This is a genomic window from Streptomyces pseudoechinosporeus (assembly GCF_054783935.1).
The window spans coordinates 435-21,578 of the sequence record NZ_BAAGPS010000013.1 but is presented as its reverse complement, the minus strand read 5'-3'; the positions used below and the strand labels follow the sequence as shown (position 1 = coordinate 21,578).

At 67.9% G+C, this 21,144-nt stretch carries 17 protein-coding genes and 1 pseudogene; 9 read left to right on the top strand and 9 right to left on the bottom strand.

Translation table 11 applies throughout. The features are described 5' to 3' along the window. From ACYVO6_RS20330 to eccCa, 6 genes and pseudogenes are all read right to left on the bottom strand, one after another. A pseudogene (locus ACYVO6_RS20330) lies at positions 1-308 on the bottom strand (hypothetical protein); the annotation flags it as partial. A gap of 98 nt (positions 309-406) precedes the next feature. Then, positions 407-1,048: a hypothetical protein gene (locus ACYVO6_RS20325; RefSeq protein WP_461063041.1), complete on the bottom strand. Its 642-nt coding sequence runs from the start codon at positions 1,046-1,048 to the stop codon at positions 407-409. Between the two features lie 4 nt (positions 1,049-1,052). Further along, entirely contained in the window at positions 1,053-3,368 is a 2,316-nt protein-coding gene (locus tag ACYVO6_RS20320) for a hypothetical protein (protein ID WP_461063039.1), read from the bottom strand. An 8-nt stretch (positions 3,369-3,376) separates the two neighbouring features. Continuing rightward, on the bottom strand, positions 3,377-3,847 hold the full coding sequence (locus ACYVO6_RS20315) for a hypothetical protein (protein ID WP_461063037.1): 471 nt from the start codon (positions 3,845-3,847) through the stop codon (positions 3,377-3,379). Between the two features lie 142 nt (positions 3,848-3,989). Continuing rightward, positions 3,990-4,220, bottom strand: coding sequence for a hypothetical protein (locus ACYVO6_RS20310; RefSeq protein WP_461063035.1), 231 nt, complete (start codon positions 4,218-4,220; stop codon positions 3,990-3,992). 63 nt (positions 4,221-4,283) lie between these two features. Further along, complete coding sequence (gene eccCa, locus ACYVO6_RS20305; RefSeq protein ID WP_461063033.1) at positions 4,284-8,261, bottom strand: type VII secretion protein EccCa; 3,978 nt, start codon at positions 8,259-8,261, stop codon at positions 4,284-4,286. Positions 8,262-8,573: 312 nt separating this feature from the next. Between eccCa and eccD the strand changes: the two genes are divergently transcribed. Then, positions 8,574-10,064, top strand: coding sequence for a type VII secretion integral membrane protein EccD (gene eccD / locus ACYVO6_RS20300; RefSeq protein ID WP_461063031.1), 1,491 nt, complete (start codon positions 8,574-8,576; stop codon positions 10,062-10,064). Positions 10,065-10,211: 147 nt separating this feature from the next. Here eccD and ACYVO6_RS20295 read toward each other — a convergent pair whose 3' ends face one another. Further along, a complete protein-coding gene (locus ACYVO6_RS20295) occupies positions 10,212-10,508 on the bottom strand; it encodes a DUF397 domain-containing protein (protein ID WP_165268132.1) in 297 nt (98 codons plus the stop codon). Positions 10,509-10,781: 273 nt separating this feature from the next. Here ACYVO6_RS20295 and rpsO point away from each other — a divergent pair, with 273 nt between their 5' ends. The 5 genes from rpsO to ACYVO6_RS20270 all read left to right on the top strand — a co-directional run bounded on the left by rpsO (position 10,782) and on the right by ACYVO6_RS20270 (position 16,272). Beyond that, positions 10,782-11,069 carry a 30S ribosomal protein S15 gene (gene rpsO, locus ACYVO6_RS20290; RefSeq protein WP_386350059.1) on the top strand — a complete coding sequence of 96 codons (288 nt, stop codon included), beginning with the start codon at positions 10,782-10,784 and terminating at the stop codon, positions 11,067-11,069. A 334-nt stretch (positions 11,070-11,403) separates the two neighbouring features. Beyond that, positions 11,404-13,620: a polyribonucleotide nucleotidyltransferase gene (locus tag ACYVO6_RS20285; protein WP_461063028.1), complete on the top strand. Its 2,217-nt coding sequence runs from the start codon at positions 11,404-11,406 to the stop codon at positions 13,618-13,620. Further along, positions 13,617-14,996, top strand: a complete 1,380-nt coding sequence (locus ACYVO6_RS20280; protein ID WP_461063026.1) for a M16 family metallopeptidase — start codon at positions 13,617-13,619, stop codon at positions 14,994-14,996. The genes ACYVO6_RS20285 and ACYVO6_RS20280 overlap by 4 nt, the downstream gene beginning before the upstream one ends. A gap of 53 nt (positions 14,997-15,049) precedes the next feature. Beyond that, complete coding sequence (gene dapB / locus ACYVO6_RS20275) at positions 15,050-15,802, top strand: 4-hydroxy-tetrahydrodipicolinate reductase (protein ID WP_461063024.1); 753 nt, start codon at positions 15,050-15,052, stop codon at positions 15,800-15,802. Between the two features lie 17 nt (positions 15,803-15,819). Further along, positions 15,820-16,272: a tetratricopeptide repeat protein gene (locus ACYVO6_RS20270; protein ID WP_352377714.1), complete on the top strand. Its 453-nt coding sequence runs from the start codon at positions 15,820-15,822 to the stop codon at positions 16,270-16,272. Between the two features lie 60 nt (positions 16,273-16,332). Here ACYVO6_RS20270 and ACYVO6_RS20265 read toward each other — a convergent pair whose 3' ends face one another. Both ACYVO6_RS20265 and ACYVO6_RS20260 read right to left on the bottom strand, forming a co-directional pair. Next, positions 16,333-16,890 carry a PH domain-containing protein gene (locus tag ACYVO6_RS20265; RefSeq protein WP_461063022.1) on the bottom strand — a complete coding sequence of 186 codons (558 nt, stop codon included), beginning with the start codon at positions 16,888-16,890 and terminating at the stop codon, positions 16,333-16,335. Positions 16,891-17,000: 110 nt separating this feature from the next. Next, the gene (locus tag ACYVO6_RS20260) at positions 17,001-17,240 is read right to left on the bottom strand and encodes a hypothetical protein (protein ID WP_461063020.1); all 240 of its coding nucleotides are present in this window, start codon (positions 17,238-17,240) and stop codon (positions 17,001-17,003) included. A gap of 202 nt (positions 17,241-17,442) precedes the next feature. On the opposite strand from ACYVO6_RS20260, the gene thyX reads away from it, so the two are divergent. From thyX to ACYVO6_RS20245, 3 genes are all read left to right on the top strand, one after another. Beyond that, positions 17,443-18,183, top strand: a complete 741-nt coding sequence (thyX, locus tag ACYVO6_RS20255; RefSeq protein ID WP_461063018.1) for an FAD-dependent thymidylate synthase — start codon at positions 17,443-17,445, stop codon at positions 18,181-18,183. A 210-nt stretch (positions 18,184-18,393) separates the two neighbouring features. Next, entirely contained in the window at positions 18,394-19,293 is a 900-nt protein-coding gene (gene dapA / locus ACYVO6_RS20250) for a 4-hydroxy-tetrahydrodipicolinate synthase (protein WP_461063016.1), read from the top strand. A gap of 137 nt (positions 19,294-19,430) precedes the next feature. Beyond that, entirely contained in the window at positions 19,431-21,116 is a 1,686-nt protein-coding gene (locus ACYVO6_RS20245) for a ribonuclease J (protein ID WP_461063014.1), read from the top strand. Positions 21,117-21,144: the final 28 nt, after the last annotated feature.

The window sequence follows — 21,144 nt, the reverse complement described above, 5'->3', positions numbered from 1 at the left end:
GGTGTGAGGGGTGGGGCCGGGGGCGGCAGCGGGGGTGGAGGTGGCTCGACGGCTGGCAGCACTGGGCCGCCTGAACGCAGCCGTTCGACGGTTTGATCGGCCCGGTGGCGGGCGTCGGGAGCGTCGTCGCGTTCGTAGAAGCGGGGGAATTCTCGGCGGCCGAGTGTGTCGGTAAACAGCGGCTTGTAGCCGAGCGCGTGCGCAATTGCCATCATGCGGCGACATTTTTCGGCACTCGTGGTGTAGGGAAACTGCAGGTGCACGCGGCCACGGCCGTCGAAGTGCGCGACTATCTCCTCGTCCTTCACGGCGCCCCGCTTGTCTCAACCATCCACATAGCGCGGCAGCTCCTTCGGAAAATCGCGAGATTCTGGAAATCTACGGCAGACTGGCATTCCCGTCTGATTCACGTAAATGACGGCTCAGTCGACAACCCCGCGTTGTCCGCGCAGCCGAGTTCCTTGGTGAGCGCGAGAGCGACCGAGTGGAGAACGGTCAGGTTTGCCCGGCGCAGGTCCTCGGCATCGCCCTCGGGCGAGTCTCTGTTGAGCAACTCACCCCGCAGCAGGGTAGCGGAAGTGTCGCTCAGCTTCGCACTGCTGCACTCGACGTAGAGGACCGCCTTATTGGGTGAAGCCAGGGCCTTCCGACCGATGCCGTACGCCTTAAAGGAAGGATCATCGCCGGAACCTGACAGGAATCGTCCATCGTCCAGGGAGAATTGCACCGTGATCTCGGCGATTTCGGTGGTGCCGGGCGCGTGGATCCGGCAGACGTCGCGCTCCTTGTTGAGGCTACCCAGCAGATAGTCATCGACGATGTCCTCGGCTGCCCGCTTCGCGCTGCTGCTGTCAAGAGGCAGGAATTCCTTGGTGCCGGCGATGAGCTCCATCGCACCACGCGCTTTCGTCGAGAGATTCCCCTCGCAGAGGGATGCAGCGTTCACCGGCTCGTCACCTGAGCCCTCATCGTTGCTACCGCATCCCACGAGCAGGACGAACGCGGCCAGCGGTGCCCCTGCGCCAAACAACCTACGGGACAGCCCCATTCTCCTACTCCCCTGTCTGCGGGTGCTGGCCCTGTTGGGTTGCACGTGCTGTTCCGCTGTCATATCCACTGTGCCATGCTTCCTCTAGGTCCTGGCCGAAGTCACTGTTGTCGCGATTGATCCCATTCCGGAGAATGAACTCTTTCATAGGGACTTCGGCGTTGTATTCGCCCGCATGGTAAATGGCATCTCGCTGCTTTTGAGAGTCCTCCCCGCTGTCCTGCTGCTGGGATTCCGCCCAGTCGCCGATCACGTTCCCCAGCACCTGCTCCACCACTTCTGGACCTGCGTCCATGGCGACGGGAATCAGGGTGGCCGCCACTCCAACGGCGGCGACGGGTGGCAGGAAGGCCGCGCCGGCAGCCACTCCCACCCCGACGCCGAGCTCGATCCAGCCGGCCCTTTCTTCAAGGGCTTTGTTGTAATCCTCGTCCTTCTTGATGTTCTCAGCCGTTACCTGGTCTGCTCGGGACTGGTCGAGCATGCCTTGCACGTGCGCGCCCGTGCGCACGACCTCGCGGGACGCGGGCTCATTGATCGTCCCGTCTTCGGAGACCTGAGCGCTCAGAACACTCGTCGTGTAGACCTTCTCCGCAGCGGAGACCTCTGCGTAGGCGCCCGGATGTTGGCCCAGAGCCGTCAGGAAGTCCCGCGCGCCGTCTCGCCCGAACTCCGCATGTCCGTCGTAGTTCCTTGTCGGCGCAAAGATGCTGTCCGAGGTATTCTCGTTCAACGCCCAGTTGATGTCGTCGATGTACCCGGCACCCATCCGCCCCAGGCTGTCGGAGAGCACCTCCTGCTTCTTGAGCAGTTCGGCGTCGCCGCCGTACGTTTCGACGACCTGCTCCATAATCTGGGCGCTCTTCTCGTCGCGTACGAGCTGAGGCGTCGAGTCGTCGTATGCGTGCCCGAGCGTTGCCGCCTCCAGGGCGTGCCCGAACGAGTCGTTGACGTAGGTGAAGGCTTTCTCCGCGTCGTCCGGGGCGTGGCCGACGATGTCCGGGAACATCTGGTACTTGTCGTTGGCGAAGTAGTCGAGGTAGTTCGTGATCGGCTGGCCGTCCTTGCCCTTACCCAGGTCAGGGGCCTCGTTCTTGAGCGTCCCATCCTCGGCATAGGACTTCGGGTCGGCGGTGAAGAACTCCTTGGCGGCCTCCGGGCTGTGACCTAGAGCTTCGAGCATGCCGGTGACCGGGTCGAACCCGGCGCCGTTCTTGCCGGACGGGTTGAACGGGTGCTGGTCCCCTGTCCCGATCGCGAACTTCGAGTCGGCGAACATCATGGGGTCCTTCTGGTGCAGCTGGACCACATGCTCCGCTATGGGGTTCAGGAACCTCGCGTCGTACTCGCCGTACCGCATGATCCCGCCGAGTAGTTGATAACCGTACGGGGGATTCTGGTCGTATTTCGTCATGGGAATGCGTTCCGTGCCGAGCTTGCGGAACTCGTTCGCCCAACTCGCCTGAAGGTGGGTCTTGTTGTCGGGATCCGTGGCCGACGCGAGCGCCGTGCCCAGGTTCCGCTGCAGCTCCTGAGTCATGGCCTGGCGGCCCTTTTCATCTACGTACACACTGTCGATCGACATCTGGCCGAAGAACTCGAGTGCCTGCTTCGGGCCGCCGAGGCCCTGGTAGAAGGCCGTGGAGAAGTCCGAGTCCTTCGCGTTGTACTTCATGAGGCGGTTGAGCTCGGTGAGCTCCTTGCCCGTCATCTCCGGTCCGCGCTTGGCGAGTTCGACCGCTCGCTCGGACTGGGCGTCGTCAAGGGAGTCGTAGTTCTTGTGGCCGAAGTTGGCCGGGTCCTTGCCGTGGGCCTTCGAGAGAGCGCCGGTGACCGAGGCGTCGATCTCCATGGCGTTGGCCGTGAGGCTGGCGACGCGGTCGGCTACCGACTGGGCGGAGGTGAGCTGTTCCTGGGTGCGTTCGTCGCTGTCCCCGCGGACGTGCGGGAAGAACCAGCGGACCTGGCCGCCGCCGAGGTCCTCGATCCGTAGCCCGAGGGCGTCGGCTTCCTGCAGCGCGGTCTTCATCTTCCTCTGGATCTCGACGAGGTCCTGGTGCGCGTCGTTGATGAGACGGAAGATGGTTTGCGCCTGGGCGTGGGCGTCGGTGAACTCCTTGGTCACCTGCTTCACGAAGTCCCGGGTCACCGTCGCGTTGACCCCGGCCCACCGTGCCGCCTCCGACCTAGCCAGCATGCGGTTCTCAGCGCTTGACGCCAGCTTCTTGAGGTCATCGACCGCCTTCTCCCAGTCGGCCACGGCCGTGCCGAGTTTGCCGAGGTCGACCTCGGCAACGTCCTTGTAGGTGAGGGTGGCCACTGGTCCCCCTACTTGAAGTACTTGGCGAGCTCGGACACGGGCAAGGCCTGACCGACGCGGTCGCGCACGGACGCGGCGATCTCCGCGTCGTCGTTGGCGTGCAGCGCCTTCGAGTAGTTCAGGTGGTTGGAGATGTGGGCGCAGGACTGCAGCAGGTGCTTGAGCTGGCTGTCCCACATCGAGACGGTGGTCACGAGTTCGGAACCGAGGGCGAAGTTATGGCTCTTGAGGGCCGCGCCAGCTTGCATCGTGGGCCCGGAACCGTCCTTTTCTGTCCCTATGTCTGCCTGCGTTCTGAGCTGGTCATGCAGAATGAAGGCCTCGTGGCCGACCGCGCCCAGGTCATCTTGGTTCACCCTCAACCCACTCTGGTCGCCGCTGCTGCCTCCAGGATCCGCCGGAAGCTGGTTGAGGCGCATGCCAGCGGACTGTCTAGCAGCGGCCTCGGCTTTGAGCTGTTCCCACTCGTCCCACGCCATCGCGCAGACCCCTTCCCTGTGTCCCCGTTCAGCCCGTCCGATGGACGGACCATTCTGCCGAACTTCCAACAGGCCAGATCCGCGAGCTCGGTTCAAGCGAGTCGAGCTATTTCACGGATCTCACCCCCACTTCCTCCTGAAGTCACATCTGAGCAGCCAGCGAAAACGTCCACACAGCCATCCCCACCATCAGGGCAGCACAGACGAACGCCACGATCCGCTTCGACCGATACGCCGAGTCCGACGGCTCGTTCGCCTCAGGGTCCCGGAACCGACGTGCCTGGAACCGCCACCACAGCGCCCGCTGGTCGGCCGCGCCGAGCCCCGCGAGCCATAGAGCCAAAAGGATCATGAAGATCCCCAGACCGACCATCAGAACGTCCCTCCCGACGCCAAGTACGCCACGTACGACAACTCCACTCGCCCTCGCCCCACCTCAATAAACCCTCTCCGCCACCAACCCCACCTGCACCAACGGCTTCCCCCGCCGCCGAGACACAAAGATCCCCCGCCCCGCAGGCATCGGCCGCGGCCGAACCCCACCCAGCAGGTCCCCCTCGCCCGGATCGCCGGCCAGCACAACCCCCTGCGCCCCCAGCTCCTTGACGCGCTGCATGAACGCCTCGTACGCCGCCCGCCCCGCGCCCGCCGTCGACCGCGCGATGATGAACCGCACTCCCACGTCCCGGGCGAACGGCAACAGTTCCGTCAACCCAGCCAGCGGATTCCCGCTCGACGTGGCCACGAGGTCGTAGTCGTCGATGACGACGAACACCGTCGGCCCGCTCCACCAACTCCGGTCCCGTAGCTGCTGCGCGGTCACGTCGGCCGTTGGTGTGCGGCGCTCCATGAGGCCGGCCAGGGCGGTCACGTGGTGGTCCATGGCGTTGGACATGGGGATGTACTCGGCCAGGTGGGAGGACGGCGTCACGTCCAGCAGTGCGCGGCGGTTGTCGATGACGAACAGCTTGGCCTCGTCGCCCGAGTAGCGCTCCGTCACCTGCTTGATGAGCAGCCGCAGCAGGTTCGACTTGCCCGACTCGCTCTCGCCGAAGACCAGGAAGAACGGGTCCTGTTCGAAGTCGACGAAGACCGGTTCGAGGTTGTCCTCGTCGAGGGCGAAGGCGACGCCGCGGCGCGGGAAGCGGTCGCCCGGAGGCAGCTGCTCGGATGGGAACTCGCGTGGCAGCAACCGGACTTCGGGCGCGCCGGGCGCCTGCCAGTGCCGGGAGACCTCGGTGGCCAGCGCCGCCGTGGCGTCCGCCAGATCCGTGTCGGAGGTCAGACCGTCGATGCGCGGCACCGCCGCCATGAAGTGCAGCTTCTGCGGGGCTTGTCCGCGGCCGGGTACGCCCGCCGGTACGTTCGCGGCCACCTTGCGGTCCAGCTCGGAGTCCATCGTGTCGCCGAGCCGCAGCTCGAGGCGGTTCATCAGGTGGTCCTTGAGGTTGGCCCTGACCTCCATGGAGCGTGAGGCCGTCAGGATCAGGTGGATGCCGTAACCGAGACCACGCGACGCGATGTCGAGGATCACCTGGTCCATCGCCTCGTAGTCCGCACGGAAGTTGCCCCAGCCGTCGATGACCAGGAACACATCACCCCACGGCTGATCCGTGACCGAGATCTCGCCTCGGGCCCGCCGCGCCCGGAACTCCGCGATCGACGAGATGCCCGACGAACGGAAGTACTCCTCACGCCGCGTCAGCACCCCATACACCTCGGCCACCGTCCGCCGCACCCGCTCCGGATCCAGGCGCGAGGCGACTCCGCCCACGTGCGGCAGTCCGGCCACCGCCGACATGCCGCCACCGCCGAAGTCGAGGCCGTAGAACTGGACTTCGTACGGCGTGTGCGTGAGCGCGAACGCCGAGATCAGGGTCCGCAGCAGTGTCGACTTGCCGGACTGCGGCCCGCCGAGGATCTGCATGTGGCCGGCCGCGCCGGAGAAGTCGACCCAGAGCGGGTCGCGGCGCTGCTCGTATGGCTTGTCCACCAGGCCCGCCGGTACGACCAGGCGGCCGGCGCCTTCGTAGTCCGGCTGCGTGAGGCCGCGGCCTTGCACCGCCGTGAGGCCGGGCAGGAGCCCGTCCAGCGACGGCGGGCTGTCCAGCGGCGGCAGCCACACCTGGTGGGCCGCCGGGCCCTGCGCCTCCAGTCGGCGCACGATCACGTCCAGCACGGTGTCGGCGAGCGCGTCGTCGACCTCCGGACCGTCCGGAGCCGAAGAGCGCTGTTGCGGCACCGGCGCGTACTGCACCGGCACCTCGGCCGCTGTGAACAGCACCGGCCGCCGGTCCACCGGCAGGGGGCCGCCGCCCAGCGACGCCCGCTGTGTGCCGGAGCGGTACACGCCGGAGACGTACGCCGCCTTGAAGCGCACCATCTCGCCCGTGCCGAACTTCAGGAGGCCGGAGCCCGGGACGTTCGGCAGCTCGTAGGCGTCCGGGACGCCGATCGCCGCCCGGGACTCCGCGGCGGAGAAGGTACGCAGACCGACCCGGTACGACAGGTAGGTCTCCAGGCCGCGCAGGCGACCCTCTTCCAGTCGCTGCGACGCCAGCAGCAGATGCACGCCCAGCGACCGGCCGATACGGCCGATCTGCACGAACATCTCGATGAAGTCCGGCTTCGCCGTCAACAACTCACTGAACTCGTCGATCACCAACACCAAAGAGGGAATGGGCTGCAGCGCCGCACCCGCCGCGCGTGCCTTCTCATAGTCGTGGATGTTGGCGTAGTTGCCCGCGTCGCGCAGCATCTCCTGGCGGCGGTTGAGTTCACCGCGGATGGAGTCGCCCATGCGGTCGACCAGGGTCAAGTCGTCGGCGAGGTTGGTGATGACGGCCGCCACGTGCGGCATCTGCGCCATACCGGCGAAGGTCGCGCCGCCCTTGAAGTCCGCCAGGACGAAGTTCAGCGTCTCCGACGAATGGGTGACCGCCAGGCCCAGCACCAGGGTGCGCAGCAGCTCCGACTTGCCGGAGCCGGTGGCGCCCACGCACAGGCCGTGCGGGCCCATGCCCTCCTGCGCGGCCTCCTTGAGGTCCAGCATCACGGGGCGTCCGTCCTCGCCGACACCGATCGGCACGCGCAGCCGCTCGGCCAGCGAACGCGGCCGCCAGGTGCGCTGGGTGTCGACTGATGCCGCGTCACCGAGGTTCAGCAGGTCGGTGAACTCCAGGTTGGCGAGCAGCGGTTCGTCGTCGTCGCCGCCGGTGGCCATCCGCAGCGGGGCGAGTTGCCGGGCGAGGGCCTCGGCGGATTCGTACGAGAGGGCGTCGGGAGTCCCTTCGTAGGCGACGCCGTGCGCGGACTCCAGGTGCAGTGCCTCGGGCCGTACGACGATGGAGAGCTCGCCGCCGCCCGTGGTCAGCTCGCCGGGAACGACCTCGAGGACGGTGACGCCCTGCAGTCCTTCGGGGTTGGCCAGGACCGAGTCGGGGGGCAGGGAGCGACCGTCGAGTACGACGACGATGTGGGGCTCCTCCGGCAGCGGTGCCGCGTTCGGGTGGAAGCGCGGACGGCCGGTCAGCCGGGTGGCGAGCAGGTTCTCCAGTTCGCGGGTGTCGCTGTCGATCAGCCTGCGGCTGCCCGCGCCGTCCACGGCACCGGGTGCCTGGACGTGCGGCAGCCACTTGGCCCACTCCCAGTGGGGCAGGTCCTCGCGGCCCGCCGTGACCACGATGAGCAGATCCTCGGGGGAGTGCAGCGCGGCCAGCGAGCCGACCATGGCCCGCGCTGAGGACCGTACGGACTGCGGTTCGCCGCTGATCGTCACGTGGTAGAACGCGCGCAGCGAGACCGCCATCGGCAAGTCGTCCAGGGTGCTGTGGACGGCGAGGAAACGCTGCATCGCACCCGCGGTCAGCGGCTCCAGCTGCTCGACGGGGCCGGTCTCGGGGGCGACCAGGGTGCTGGCGAGGGACTGCGAGCCGAGGCCGATGCGGACCTGGGCGAAGTCCTCGTCGCCGGGGCGGCGTTCCCAGACGCGGCTGCCCTCGGCGACCAGGGCCCACAGCTGCTCGGGGGAGGGGTGCAGGAAGTACTGCGCGTCGCGCTGAGCCTTCGCCGTGTCGACTGCCGTGCGACGGGTCTGCGCCAGGTAGCTCAGGTAGTCGCGGCGCATGTCCGCCAACTGCCCCTGGTTGCCGCGGCGGAAGCGGATCGCCATCGCGACGCCCATGGCGATCGTCGAAGCGATCATGATCATGCCCATGATCCTCATGAAGGGATGTGCGTTGGGCATGAAGAAGAACACCACGGAGCCGCCCATGCCCAGCATGGGCAGCAGTTGCATCAGCATGCCTTCCTGCTGCCCCCGCGGCAGTTCGGGCGGAGGCTGCAGGACGATCTCCCGCGTGGACACTTCGGACGGCAGCACCCGAGGTGGGCGCTTCACGACGATGTGGCTCACTGTCACCCATTCTCTTGACCGGCCCGAGAGTCCGTCCGCCGCCCCGTGTCGGGCGGACGCAGCCGCCGGGTGATCCTACTGACTTCAGCTGAGGCAAGAGGGCGGTAGGGTGCCCCATGTTCGCGTCAGCACACGCGAGTTGAGCCAGAGCAATGGGGCATTCCGTGTGATCCGGCGGGAAGCGGAATCCTGGCAGCGGCACGACGGCACCGTTCTCGCCACCTCGCCGCATCGGCGGTCACAAGGGGCGGGAAAAACGGCGCAGGATGTCCAAACCGCAGGTACAGAATCATCACTGAGGGGGAGCAGCAGGTGAGCATGACGGCCTCCGCGGCAGTCACCGGAGGAGGACCCGGTACGGGAACTCCTGCCGGGACGGGCACGGGTCTCGGCTTCTGCCGGGTCACCATCGTCGCGCCAGACAGCCGGATCGACGTGGCGCTGCCCGACGACATCCCGGTCGCGGACATCTATCCGGAGATCCTCAGGCTCTCCCAGCAGAGCCCGGCCCAGAGCGCACCCGTCGGCTACCACCTGGTCCGCCGGGACGGCACCGTCCTCGACAGTGCCCGTTCCTTCGCCGCCCAGCGCATCCTCGACGGCGAACTCCTCACGCTGCGCCCCTTCTCCGAGTCACTGCCCCCCGCCGTCTTCGACGACGTCTCCGACGCGGTCGCCTCCGCCGTGACCCGCGAACGTGCCTTGTGGAGCGACGACTTGACGCGCGCCGCGGGCCTCGTCGGAGGAGGCGTACTCGCGGTCCTGCTCGCCTTCGTGGCCTGGACGGGCGACCCGCACCACGACATGCACAGCCTGCCCGGCATCCTCGCCGGGGTCGCCGGTGTCCTCCTGGTCGTCCTCGCGTGCGTACGCGCCCGGGTCTACGCCGACCGGGCCTCGGCCATCGCCCTGGGACTCGGCGCCCTGCCCAACGTCGGCGTGGGCGGCTCGGGTCTCCTGCCGCTCGCCGACGGACAGGGCATCGGCAAGCTCCAGTTCCTCCTCGCCTGTGCGGCGGTGCTGCTCGCCTCGGTGCTGCTCACCCTGTGCTCGCCGAGCGGGGACGGCCCGTTCGTCGCCTTCGTCTTCGCCTCCGCCATCGGCCTGCTCGCCCTGTTCGCGGCGACCCTCGCCGACTGGACGCCTGCCGAGATCGGCGCGCTGTGCGCCCCGATCGCCGTGGGAGGCCTGGCCTTCCTGCCGGGCCTGTCGATGCGCTTCGCCCGGCTCCCGATCGGCTTCGACACCCCGGACACGACCCCGCGCAGCGCGTACGACGCCGACCCCACCCCTCAGGAGCCGGTCGACGCCGAGCGGGTCGCCGCCAAGGCACGGCGCGGACACGAACTCCTGGTCGGTCTGGTGGGCGGCTGCGCACTGATCGCCGTCGGTTCCTCGGCCGTCCTCGGCTTCTCCTCGAACGTCTGGGCCCAACTCCTCGCCCTCGCGACCGGCGTGGCCCTGCTGATGCGCGCCCACCTCTTCCGCTACACCGCCCAGGTCGCCCCCGTCCTGGCCGGCGGCCTCGCCTCGCTCATGCTGCTCGGCCTGGGACTGGCGCTCAACCCGCCGAACGCGATCGACCGCGCCGACCTCGACCTCCGGACCATCTGGCTCGTCGCGGCGATCGCCGCGGTGGCCGCCCTCGTCACAGCGATCGGCCTGATCGTCTCCCGCGGCGGCCTCACCCCGTTCTGGGGCCGCTTCCTGGAGATCGCCGAGGGCTTCGTGCTGCTGACCCTGGTACCGCTGGCACTGGCCGTCTTCGACGTGTACGCGACGGCTCGGTCGATGACGAGCTGACGGGATCCCGTACGGGCCGTCTTGGGGATCGAAAGCGTGGCATGAGCCTCTGAAGGAGACGGCGAACGCCGAGGGGCCGACGAGACGCGAGTCCCGTCGGCCCTGTGCGGCCACCGTGGCCGCGAGCTCTCGTCGTACCCCGAGCGGCTACTCCGCCGAGAGGCCTCCGTTGTGCGGAGCCGGCTCCAGGTCGAACTCCCCGTCCCGGGCGCCCAGTACGAAGGCCTGCCATTCCGCCTCCGTGTAGCGCAGAACCGTGTCCGGATCGAGGGACGACCTCATGGCCACCGCGCCGTTGGGGAGATAGGCGATCTCGACCCTCTCCTCGTGCTCCTCCGTACCCGGCGCGCTGTGCCATTCGACCCCGGAGATGTCGAGGGCGTAGAGCTCGTTCTTCTCCCGCTCCTTGCGCGCCTTGACGTCCTTGTCCTCTGCCTCGGCCATGGCGAAGCGACCCCTTCCCGACCTACGAACGACTTGTCGCGTCACCTTACTGGGACGGACCCCGGCCTCTCAGGGCTCCCGGAACCCTGGTCAGTGGGCCTGCAACCTCCTGGTACCCTGTGTAACGGCCGTATGTGTACGCACCCCCGGACCGCCCCCAAGGGCCCTGGAGGACGCGCCCAGCGGATCCCCGCCTCCCGAGTAACGGAAGCTCCCCTGAGAAGTGGACCAGGGGCACTCGGTGGCTATCAAAGAAGACTACGAGGAGTACGCGTGTCGCTCGACGCCGCTACGAAGAAGCAGATCATGTCCGAGTTCGGTACCAAGGAGGGCGACACCGGCTCCCCCGAGGTCCAGGTCGCCATGCTCTCGCGCCGGATCTCGGACCTGACCGAGCACCTCAAGACCCACAAGCACGACCACCACTCCCGTCGTGGTCTGCTGATCCTGGTCGGTCAGCGCCGCCGCCTGCTGCAGTACCTCGCCAAGAAGGACATCCAGCGCTTCCGTACGCTGGTCGACCGCCTCGGCATCCGCCGTGGCGCGGCGGGCGCCCGGTAAGACGCCGTGAAGGGAGCGGTTCCCATGCACAGGGGGCCGCTCCCTTTGCTGTACGTGCGGAGTGTCACCGCCCCTTTGTAGTGTGGTAGCACAACGCAAGACGTACGACACGACGTGGTCCCGCGACAGCGCACAGCGACGGCGCGGACACCACAACCGAACGAGGAGGAGCGCACCTCGCCGCCGCCGGTCCTCGGTAGTGGCCCCCGGGAGAATGCGAACCCCGGGTGCTTCGATCGAAGACCGGCCCGCACCAGACGGAGCGCTTCTCCGACGTCCACCCGCCACACGGGCGGGACGGGACGAAAGACGAAAAGTATCGGAGAAAACGCTAGTGGAGAACGAGACCCACTACGCCGAGGCCGTTATCGACAACGGTTCCTTCGGCACCCGCACCATCCGTTTCGAGACAGGCCGTCTGGCCCGCCAGGCCGCCGGCTCCGCCGTGGCCTATCTCGATGACGACACCATGGTTCTGTCGGCCACCTCGGCCTCCAAGAACCCCAAGGACCAGCTCGACTTCTTCCCCCTGACGGTGGACGTGGAGGAGCGGATGTACGCGGCCGGGAAGATCCCCGGCAGCTTCTTCCGCCGTGAGGGCCGCCCCTCCGAGGACGCGATCCTCACCTGCCGTCTCATCGACCGCCCGCTGCGCCCGTCCTTCAAGAAGGGCCTGCGCAACGAGATCCAGGTCGTCGCCACGATCATGGCGCTCAACCCCGACCACCTGTACGACGTCGTGGCGATCAACGCCGCGTCCGCGTCCACGCAGCTGGCCGGTCTGCCCTTCTCCGGCCCGATCGGCGGCGTCCGCGTCGCGCTGATCCGCGGTCAGTGGGTGGCCTTCCCGACGCACACCGAGCTCGAGGACGCCGTCTTCGACATGGTCGTCGCGGGCCGCACCCTGGAGGACGGCGACGTCGCGATCATGATGGTCGAGGCCGAGGCCACCGAGAAGACCATCCAGCTCGTCAAGGGTGGCGCCGAGGCGCCGACCGAAGAGCTGGTCGCCGCCGGTCTGGACGCCGCGAAGCCCTTCATCAAGGTGCTCTGCAAGGCCCAGGCCGACCTCGCCGCGAAGGCCGCCAAGCCGACCGGCGAGTTCCCGATCTTCCTCGACTACCAGGACGACGTCCTGGAGGCGCTCACCACCGCCGTCAAGGACGAGCTCTCGCAGGCCCTCACCATCGGGGGCAAGCAGGAGCGCGAGAGCGAGCTGGACCGCGTGAAGGCGCTCGCTGCCGAGAAGCTGCTCCCGCAGTTCGAGGGCCGCGAGAAGGAGATCTCCGCCGCGTACCGCTCGCTGACCAAGTCCCTGGTCCGTGAGCGCGTCATCAAGGAGAAGAAGCGCATCGACGGCCGCGGCGTCACGGACATCCGTACGCTGGCCGCCGAGGTCGAGGCGATCCCGCGGGTCCACGGCAGCGCGCTGTTCGAGCGTGGCGAGACCCAGATCCTGGGCGTCACCACCCTCAACATGCTCCGCATGGAGCAGCAGCTGGACACCCTCTCCCCGGTGACCCGCAAGCGCTACATGCACAACTACAACTTCCCGCCGTACTCCACCGGTGAGACCGGCCGCGTCGGCTCCCCGAAGCGCCGCGAGATCGGCCATGGCGCCCTCGCCGAGCGCGCGCTCGTGCCGGTGCTGCCGACGCGCGAGGAGTTCCCGTACGCCATCCGTCAGGTGTCCGAGGCCCTCAGCTCGAACGGCTCGACGTCGATGGGCTCGGTCTGCGCCTCCACCATGTCGCTGCTGAACGCCGGTGTGCCGCTGAAGGCCCCCGTCGCCGGTATCGCCATGGGCCTCATCTCCCAGGAGATCGAGGGCGAGACGCACTACGTGACGCTGACGGACATCCTCGGTGCCGAGGACGCCTTCGGCGACATGGACTTCAAGGTCGCCGGCACGAAGGAGTTCGTGACCGCGCTCCAGCTCGACACCAAGCTGGACGGCATTCCGGCCTCCGTCCTGGCCGCGGCCCTGAAGCAGGCCCGTGACGCCCGCCTCCACATCCTCGACGTGATGATGGAAGCGATCGACACCCCGGACGAGATGTCCCCGAACGCCCCGCGGATCATCACCGTCAAGATCCCCGTGGACAAGATCGGCGAGGTCATCGGCCCCAAGGGCAAGATGATCAACCAGATCCAGGAGGACACCGGCGCCGACATCACGATCGAGGACGACGGCACGATCTACATCGGCGCGGTCGACGGACCCTCCGCCGAGGCCGCCCGCACCACGATCAACGGCATCGCCAACCCGACCATGCCGGAGGTCGGCGAGCGCTACCTGGGCACGGTCGTCAAGACGACCACCTTCGGCGCGTTCGTCTCGCTGCTCCCCGGCAAGGACGGTCTGCTGCACATCTCGCAGATCCGCAAGCTCGCCGGCGGCAAGCGCGTGGAGAACGTCGAGGACGTGCTCGGCGTGGGCGCCAAGGTCCAGGTCGAGATCGCCGAGATCGACTCCCGCGGCAAGCTCTCCCTGATCCCGGTCATCGAGGGCGAAGAGAACGACGACAAGAAGGACGACACCGACAAGTGACGTCTCATAGCTCCACGGCGACGGCCCGCTCCTCCTCCGAGGCGCGGGCCGTCGCCCGTACCCAAACCCTGATCCAGGGCCAGAACGGCATCGGTACGGTACGCAAGACCACCCTCCCCGGAGGCCTGCGCGTCGTCACCGAAACGCTGCCCTCCGTGCGCTCCGCCACCTTCGGCATCTGGGCGCATGTGGGCTCCCGCGACGAGACGCCGGCTTTGAACGGTGCCACGCACTACCTGGAGCACCTGCTCTTCAAGGGCACCTCCCGCCGTAGCGCGATGGACATCTCCTCCGCCATCGACGCGGTCGGCGGCGAGATGAACGCCTTCACGGCGAAGGAGTACACGTGCTACTACGCGCGCGTGCTCGACGCCGACCTCCCCCTCGCCATCGACGTCGTCTGCGACATGCTCACCGGTTCGCTGATCCTCGAAGAGGACGTGAACGTCGAGCGGGGCGCGATCCTCGAAGAGATCGCGATGACCGAGGACGACCCGGGCGACTGCGTACACGACCTGTTCGCGCACACCATGCTCGGCGACACGCCTCTCGGCCGCCCGGTCCTCGGCACGGTCGACACGGTCAACGCCCTCACCGCGGACCGCATCCGCCGCTTCTACAAGAGGCACTACGACCCGACGCACCTCATCGTCGCCTGCGCGGGCAACGTCGACCACGACAAGGTCGTACGCCAGGTCCGTGCCGCCTTCGAGAAGGCCGGCGCCCTGAAGCAGCCGGACGCCACGCCCATGGCCCCGCGTGACGGCTCGCGCGCCATCCGAACCGCGGGCCGCGTCGAACTGCTCGGCCGCAAGACCGAGCAGGCCCATGTCGTCCTCGGCATGCCCGGCCTGCCCCGTACCGACGACCGCCGCTGGGCCATGGGGGTCCTGAACACCGCGCTCGGCGGCGGCATGTCCTCCCGCCTCTTCCAGGAGGTCCGCGAGAAGCGCGGCCTGGCCTACAGCGTGTACTCGTACACCTCGGGCTTCGCCGACTGCGGACTCTTCGGGGTGTACGCGGGCTGCCGGCCGAGCCAGGTCCACGACGTACTGAAGATCTGCCGTGACGAGCTCGACCAGGTCGCCGAGCACGGTCTGTCCGACGACGAGATCGGCCGCGCCATCGGCCAGCTGAGGGGCTCCACCGTCCTCGGCCTGGAGGACACGGGTGCGCTCATGAACCGCATCGGCAAGAGTGAGCTGTGCTGGGGCGAGCAGATGTCGGTCGACGACATGCTGGCCCGGATAGCCGCGGTCACCCCCGACGACGTACGGGACGTGGCCCGCGACATCCTGGGCCGGCGGCCCTCGCTGTCGGTCATCGGCCCGCTCAAGGACAAGCAGGCATCCCGGCTGGACGAAGCGGTCGCGTAGGTCCGCGACGGTCGCGTACGTCCTCGACAGCCCTCGACTAAGGAATCAAGAACATGAGCAAGCTGCGTGTGGCGGTCCTCGGCGCCAAGGGCCGCATCGGATCCGAGGCGGTACGAGCCGTCGAGGCGGCCGAGGACATGGAACTGGTGGCCGCCCTCGGCAGCGGCGACAAACTGGAGACGCTGGTGGATACCGGCGCCCAGGTCGTCGTCGAACTGACCACGCCCGCTTCGGTCATGGGCAACCTCGACTTCTGCGTACGCCACGGCATCCACGCCGTGGTCGGCACGACCGGCTGGACCGACGAGCGCCTCGCGCAGCTGAACACCTCGCTGGCCGCCTCTCCGGAGACGGGCGTGCTCATCGCCCCGAACTTCTCCATCGGCGCCGTGCTGACCATGAAGTTCGCGGAGGTCGCCGCGCCGTACTTCGAGTCCGTCGAGGTCGTCGAGCTGCACCACCCGAACAAGGTGGACGCCCCGAGCGGCACCGCCACGCGCACCGCCCAGCTCATCGCCGCGGCCCGGGAGCGCACGGGCAGTGCCCCCCAGCCCGACGCCACGGTGACGGCACTGGACGGCGCCCGCGGGGCGAACGTCGAAGGGGTGCCCGTACACGCGGTGCGGATGCGCGGGCTGCTCGCGCACCAGGAGGTACTCCTCGGCGGGGAGGGCGAGACCCTCACCATCCGCCACGACTCGCTGCACCACAGCAGCTTCATGCCGGGCATCCTGCTCGCCGTACGCCGCGTCGTGGACACCCCCGGCCTCACCTTCGGCCTGGAACACTTCCTGGACCTGAACTGAGCGGTCGGACGACAACCATGCGCGCGAAGATCACGTACGCCGTCACGGCCGCCGTCCTCGTCGTCTACTTCGTCCTGGTCGGCAGCCGTGGGGTCATGCTCATCGAGACCGGCACGGCCCTGACGGTCACCTTCGGGGTGGCGGTCCTCATCCTGCCGGTGATCGGCCTGTGGTTCCTCTGGAAGAACACGCAGTTCGTCCGGAAGGCCAACCAGCTCGCCGCCGAACTCGACGCCGAAGGCGGCCTGCCCGTCGACGAGTTGAAGCGCACCCCGGCCGGCCGCATCGACCGCGACTCGGCCGACGAGGTCTTCGCCCGCCGCAAGGCCGAGACCGAGGACGCCCCGGACGACTGGCGCAGCTGGTTCCGCCTCGCGATCGCCTACCACGACGCCCGCGACACCGCGCGCGCCCGCAAGGCGATGCAGCGCGCCATCGCCCTGCGCGAGGGCAGGCCTGTGCAGGCCTGAGCTTGAGAGGTACGACGAAGGGGCCGGCCCTGCGCGGACCGGCCCCTTTCGTGCTGCTGATCACCTGTGTCGGTACTCGTCCGCCCACACCTCGACGCCGTCCGCCGCCCGGTCGAAGGCCGCCGGGCGCCCCAGGAAGTCCGCGTTGTGCGTGGTCAGCAACGGTGTCGGCTCGTCGCCCGCCCGGTCCCGGCGGACGAGGACGAGCGCCTGCCCCTGCACCGTGCGCGGCAGCCCGAGCCAGCGCACCGGCTGCTGCACCGTGCGCACCTCCACGACCTGTGCCCAAGGCGCCGTACGCGTACTGAAGAAGCGCACCTGACGCAGCCCCTGGGCGCTCACCCACGCGCCCACCCGCAACAGCCGCAGCGCACAGCCGATGACGAACAGCGCCACGCCGAAGACGATCGCGCCCGCGCCCAGCGTGCCGGCCACCGCGATGATGACCGCCGCGAACAGCACGTACGAGGCGAGCAGCAGCAGGAGCGCTGCCATGGCGACCCGCCACGGACCGGGCCGGTAGGGGCGCCGCCAGCGGTCACGGTCGTCGAACGGCAGCGGGAGATCGTCCGCCACCTCGTCGAACGCGCGGTCGGCCGTCAGGAAGGGCAGGGGCACGACTGATCCTCACTCAATCCACGCACGGTCTGTGCCTGGTGAGGCTACCTAGCCATGTCCCTGCTCACCACCCTCGGGGGTCCGGATGAGCCCCCGGCTGTCAGTGGCTCTCAGCGGCTGTTCGAGGCCTCGGACTGCTGGGTCTGAGCAGGTGACTGGTTCTGCGACAGCGCGGGCATCCCGAAGAGCAGGGAGCCCACGAGCCCGGCGACGACGGTGAGGCCGATGAGCCAGCGCCCGGCTATCTCTGAGACGGAGGCACGCTCGCGGGGCGGGGGAGTGACATTGCTGCGGTACTTGTCGGCTTCGGCGATGAAGGCGAACGGAACAGGCTCGCGCCGACGGAACATGGGAACTGCTTCTCCTCGGGGGACTCGAACGGATCGTGCTCACCAAGACAGACGACCGAACGCCCCAAAAGGTGCCCCGTTTCACCGAATTCGCAGAAGTTCGGCGAAGAATGTCGCGGCCCGCTACCGAACGCCCCCTTGTCGGTGCCGGGCCGTAGAGTGGGCGCCGCCCGCGCCAGTGATGGGAAGGACTCCGCAAGCCGTGACCGACAGCCCCGCCGACGACCTCAAGCCCAGCTTCCGCAGCGATGTGACCGTCGAGTTGGTCAAGCACAGCGCGGCCGACTCCGACGTGCTGTTCGCCGCCCGCGTCTCGACCCTCGGGGAGCAGTCCCTGGACGAGCTCAAGAAGGACCCCGAGCGCTCCAAGGGCCTGATCAACTTCCTGATGCGGGACCGGCACGGCAGCCCCTTCGAGCACAACTCGATGACCTTCTTCATCAACGCCCCGATCTTCGTCTTCCGCGAGTTCATGCGCCACCGCGTGGGCTGGTCTTACAACGAGGAGTCGGGTCGGTACCGCGAGCTCCAGCCCGTCTTCTACGTCCCGGACGAGTCCCGCAAGCTGGTCCAGGAGGGCCGCCCGGGCAAGTACGTCTTCGTGGAGGGCACCCAGGCCCAGCAGGAGCTCACGGGCCGCGTCATGGCGGACTCGTACCGTTACGCGTACGAGGCGTACCAGGAGATGCTCGCCGCCGGTGTCGCTCGCGAGGTGGCCCGCTCGGTCCTCCCGGTGGGCCTGTTCTCGTCGATGTACGCGACGTGCAACGCCCGTTCGCTGATGCACTTCCTCGGCCTGCGCACGCAGCACGAGCTCGCCAAGGTGCCGTCCTTCCCGCAGCGGGAGATCGAGATGGTCGGCGAGAAGATGGAGGCGGAATGGGCGCAGCTCATGCCCCTCACGTACGCCGCGTTCAACGCCAACGGTCGGGTCGCGCCGTAGCGCACTCCATTGCAGCATCCGGCACAGATGTACGGGTCGATCGGGCGAAGTGTCTGTATTGCGGCATTTCGAGTTGTTCATCTAGCCTGATCAAACGGGCCCGGCACTGCCTGAACCCCCGAGCAGGCAGTGCCGGGTTCCACCTTTGTCGCGACTTGTCGCCCGACCCGAGGGCAGACCGCGCGCTGAGCAGCGAGTAGCGTGTTACCCATGGCTCCGACCTCCACTCCGCAGACCCCCTTCGGGCGGGTCCTCACCGCAATGGTCACGCCTTTCACGGCGGACGGAACACTCGACCTGGACGGCGCGCAGCGGCTCGCCACCCACCTGGTGGACGCAGGCAACGACGGCCTGATCATCAACGGCACCACCGGCGAGTCCCCGACCACCAGCGATGCGGAGAAATCGGATCTCGTACGGGCGGTACTGGAAGCGGTCGGCGACCGTGCCCACGTCGTCGCCGGCGTCGGCACGAACTACACCCACCACAGCATCGAACTGGCCCGCACCGCCGAGCAGGTGGGCGCGCACGGCCTCCTCGCGGTCACGCCGTACTACAACAAGCCCCCGCAGGAGGGTTTGTACCGGCACTTCACGGCGATTGCCGACGCGACCGAACTCCCGGTCATGCTCTACGACATCCCGGGCCGCAGCGGCGTACCGATCAACTCGGAAACGATCGTGCGCCTGGCCGAGCACCAGCGTATCGTCGCTAACAAGGACGCCAAGGGCGACCTCGGCCGCGCCAGCTGGGCCATCGCCCGTTCCGGCCTCGCCTGGTACTCAGGCGACGACATGCTGAACCTGCCGCTGCTCTCTGTGGGCGCGGTCGGCTTCGTCTCCGTCGTCGGTCACGTCGTCACCCCCGACCTGCGGGCCCTGATCGACGCGTACATCAGCGGCGACGTCCAGAAGGCCACCGAGATCCACCAGAAGCTGCTGCCGGTCTTCACCGGCATGTTCCGCACCCAGGGCGTCATGACCACCAAGGCCGCGCTCGCCCTCCAGGGCCTGCCCGCCGGACCGCTGCGCCTGCCCATGGTCGGACTCTCGCCCGAGGAGACCGCCCAGCTCAAGATCGATCTTGCCGCCGGCGGGGTACAGCTCTGATCACAGACTTCACAACTGAATACGTACGACCACGCAGGCCAAAGGCCTGCACCACCCAGACAACTGCTAATGCACGAACGTCATGCGCGCCACGTGCCCTGCCAGGTACGTGGCGCGTGTGGTGAGGAGAGAGTCTTTTGAGTCATCCGCATCCTGAACTCAACCCCCCGTCGAAGCTCATCGAGGGCGGCCTCCGGGTCACCCCACTCGGCGGGCTCGGCGAAATCGGCCGAAACATGACGGTCTTCGAGTACGGCGGCCGACTGCTGATCGTCGACTGCGGAGTGCTCTTCCCCGAGGAGGAGCAGCCCGGAATCGACCTGATCCTGCCGGACTTCACGTCCATCAGGGACCGCCTCGACAACATCGAGGGCATCGTCCTCACGCACGGCCACGAGGACCACATCGGCGGTGTCCCCTATCTCCTGCGCGAGAAGCCGGACATCCCGCTGATCGGCTCCAAGCTGACCCTCGCCCTCATCGAGGCGAAGCTCCAGGAGCACCGCATCCGCCCCTACACCCTCGAAGTCGCGGAGGGTCACCGCGAGCGCATCGGCCCCTTCGACTGCGAGTTCGTGGCGGTCAACCACTCCATCCCGGACGCCCTCGCGGTCGCCATCCGCACTCCCGCGGGCATGGTGGTGCACACCGGCGACTTCAAGATGGACCAGCTCCCGCTGGACGGCCGCCTCACAGATCTACACGCGTTCGCGCGCCTGAGCGAGGAAGGCATCGACCTCCTTCTCTCGGACTCGACGAACGCCGAAGTTCCGGGCTTCGTCCCGCCCGAGCGCGACATCTCGAATGTGCTGCGGCAGGTCTTCGCGAACGCCCGCAAACGGATCATCGTGGCCAGCTTCGCCAGCCACATCCACCGCATCCAGCAGATCCTCGACGCCGCCCACGAATACGGCCGCAGGGTCGCCTTCGTCGGCCGCTCGATGGTCCGCAACATGGGCATCGCCCGAGACCTCGGGTACCTGAAGGTCCCGCCGGGCCTGGTCGTCGACGTCAAGACGCTCGATGACCTACCGGACGGCGAGGTCGTGCTGGTCTGCACGGGTTCGCAGGGCGAGCCCATGGCAGCCCTGTCGAGGATGGCCAACCGGGACCACCAGATCCGTATCGTCCAGGGCGACACGGTGATCCTGGCGTCGTCACTCATCCCCGGCAACGAGAACGCGGTCTACCGCGTCATCAACGGTCTGACCCGCTGGGGCGCCAACGTCGTCCACAAGGGCAACGCCAAGGTGCATGTCTCGGGCCACGCCTCAGCCGGCGAGCTCCTGTACTTCTACAACATCTGCAGGCCCAAGAACCTGATGCCAGTACACGGCGAATGGCGCCACCTACGCGCCAACGCCGAGCTGGGCGCCCTCACCGGCGTCCCGCACGACCGCATCGTCATCGCCGAGGACGGCGTCGCCGTCGACCTCGTCGAGGGCAAGGCCAAGATCTCGGGCAAGGTCCAGGCCGGGTACGTGTACGTCGACGGCCTCTCCGTCGGTGATGTCGGCGAGCCCGCGCTCAAGGACCGCAAGATCCTCGGCGACGAGGGCATCATCTCGGTCTTCGTGGTGATGGACTCCAGTACCGGCAAGATCACCGGCGGTCCGCACATCCAGGCTCGCGGTTCGGGCATCGACGACTCCGCCTTCAGCGACGTCCTCCCGAGGATCACCGAGGTCCTGGAGAAGTCGGCCCAGGACGGCGTCGTCGAACCCCATCAGATGCAGCAGCTCATCCGCCGCACGCTGGGCAAATGGGTCTCGGACACTTACCGCCGTCGGCCGATGATCCTGCCGGTCGTGGTCGAGGTCTGACACCTCGTCGTACGAGTGAACTCGGAGC

Coding starts and splice junctions, on each gene's coding strand:
- ACYVO6_RS20270 (WP_352377714.1), top strand. CDS start 15,820: ATGCGCGCGAAGATCACGTACGCCGTCACGGCCGCCGTCCTCGTCGTC.
- ACYVO6_RS20325 (WP_461063041.1), bottom strand. CDS start 1,048: ATGGGGCTGTCCCGTAGGTTGTTTGGCGCAGGGGCACCGCTGGCCGCG.
- ACYVO6_RS20315 (WP_461063037.1), bottom strand. CDS start 3,847: ATGGCGTGGGACGAGTGGGAACAGCTCAAAGCCGAGGCCGCTGCTAGA.
- ACYVO6_RS20295 (WP_165268132.1), bottom strand. CDS start 10,508: ATGGCCGAGGCAGAGGACAAGGACGTCAAGGCGCGCAAGGAGCGGGAG.
- dapB (WP_461063024.1), top strand. CDS start 15,050: ATGAGCAAGCTGCGTGTGGCGGTCCTCGGCGCCAAGGGCCGCATCGGA.
- ACYVO6_RS20310 (WP_461063035.1), bottom strand. CDS start 4,220: ATGGTCGGTCTGGGGATCTTCATGATCCTTTTGGCTCTATGGCTCGCG.
- dapA (WP_461063016.1), top strand. CDS start 18,394: ATGGCTCCGACCTCCACTCCGCAGACCCCCTTCGGGCGGGTCCTCACC.
- ACYVO6_RS20260 (WP_461063020.1), bottom strand. CDS start 17,240: ATGTTCCGTCGGCGCGAGCCTGTTCCGTTCGCCTTCATCGCCGAAGCC.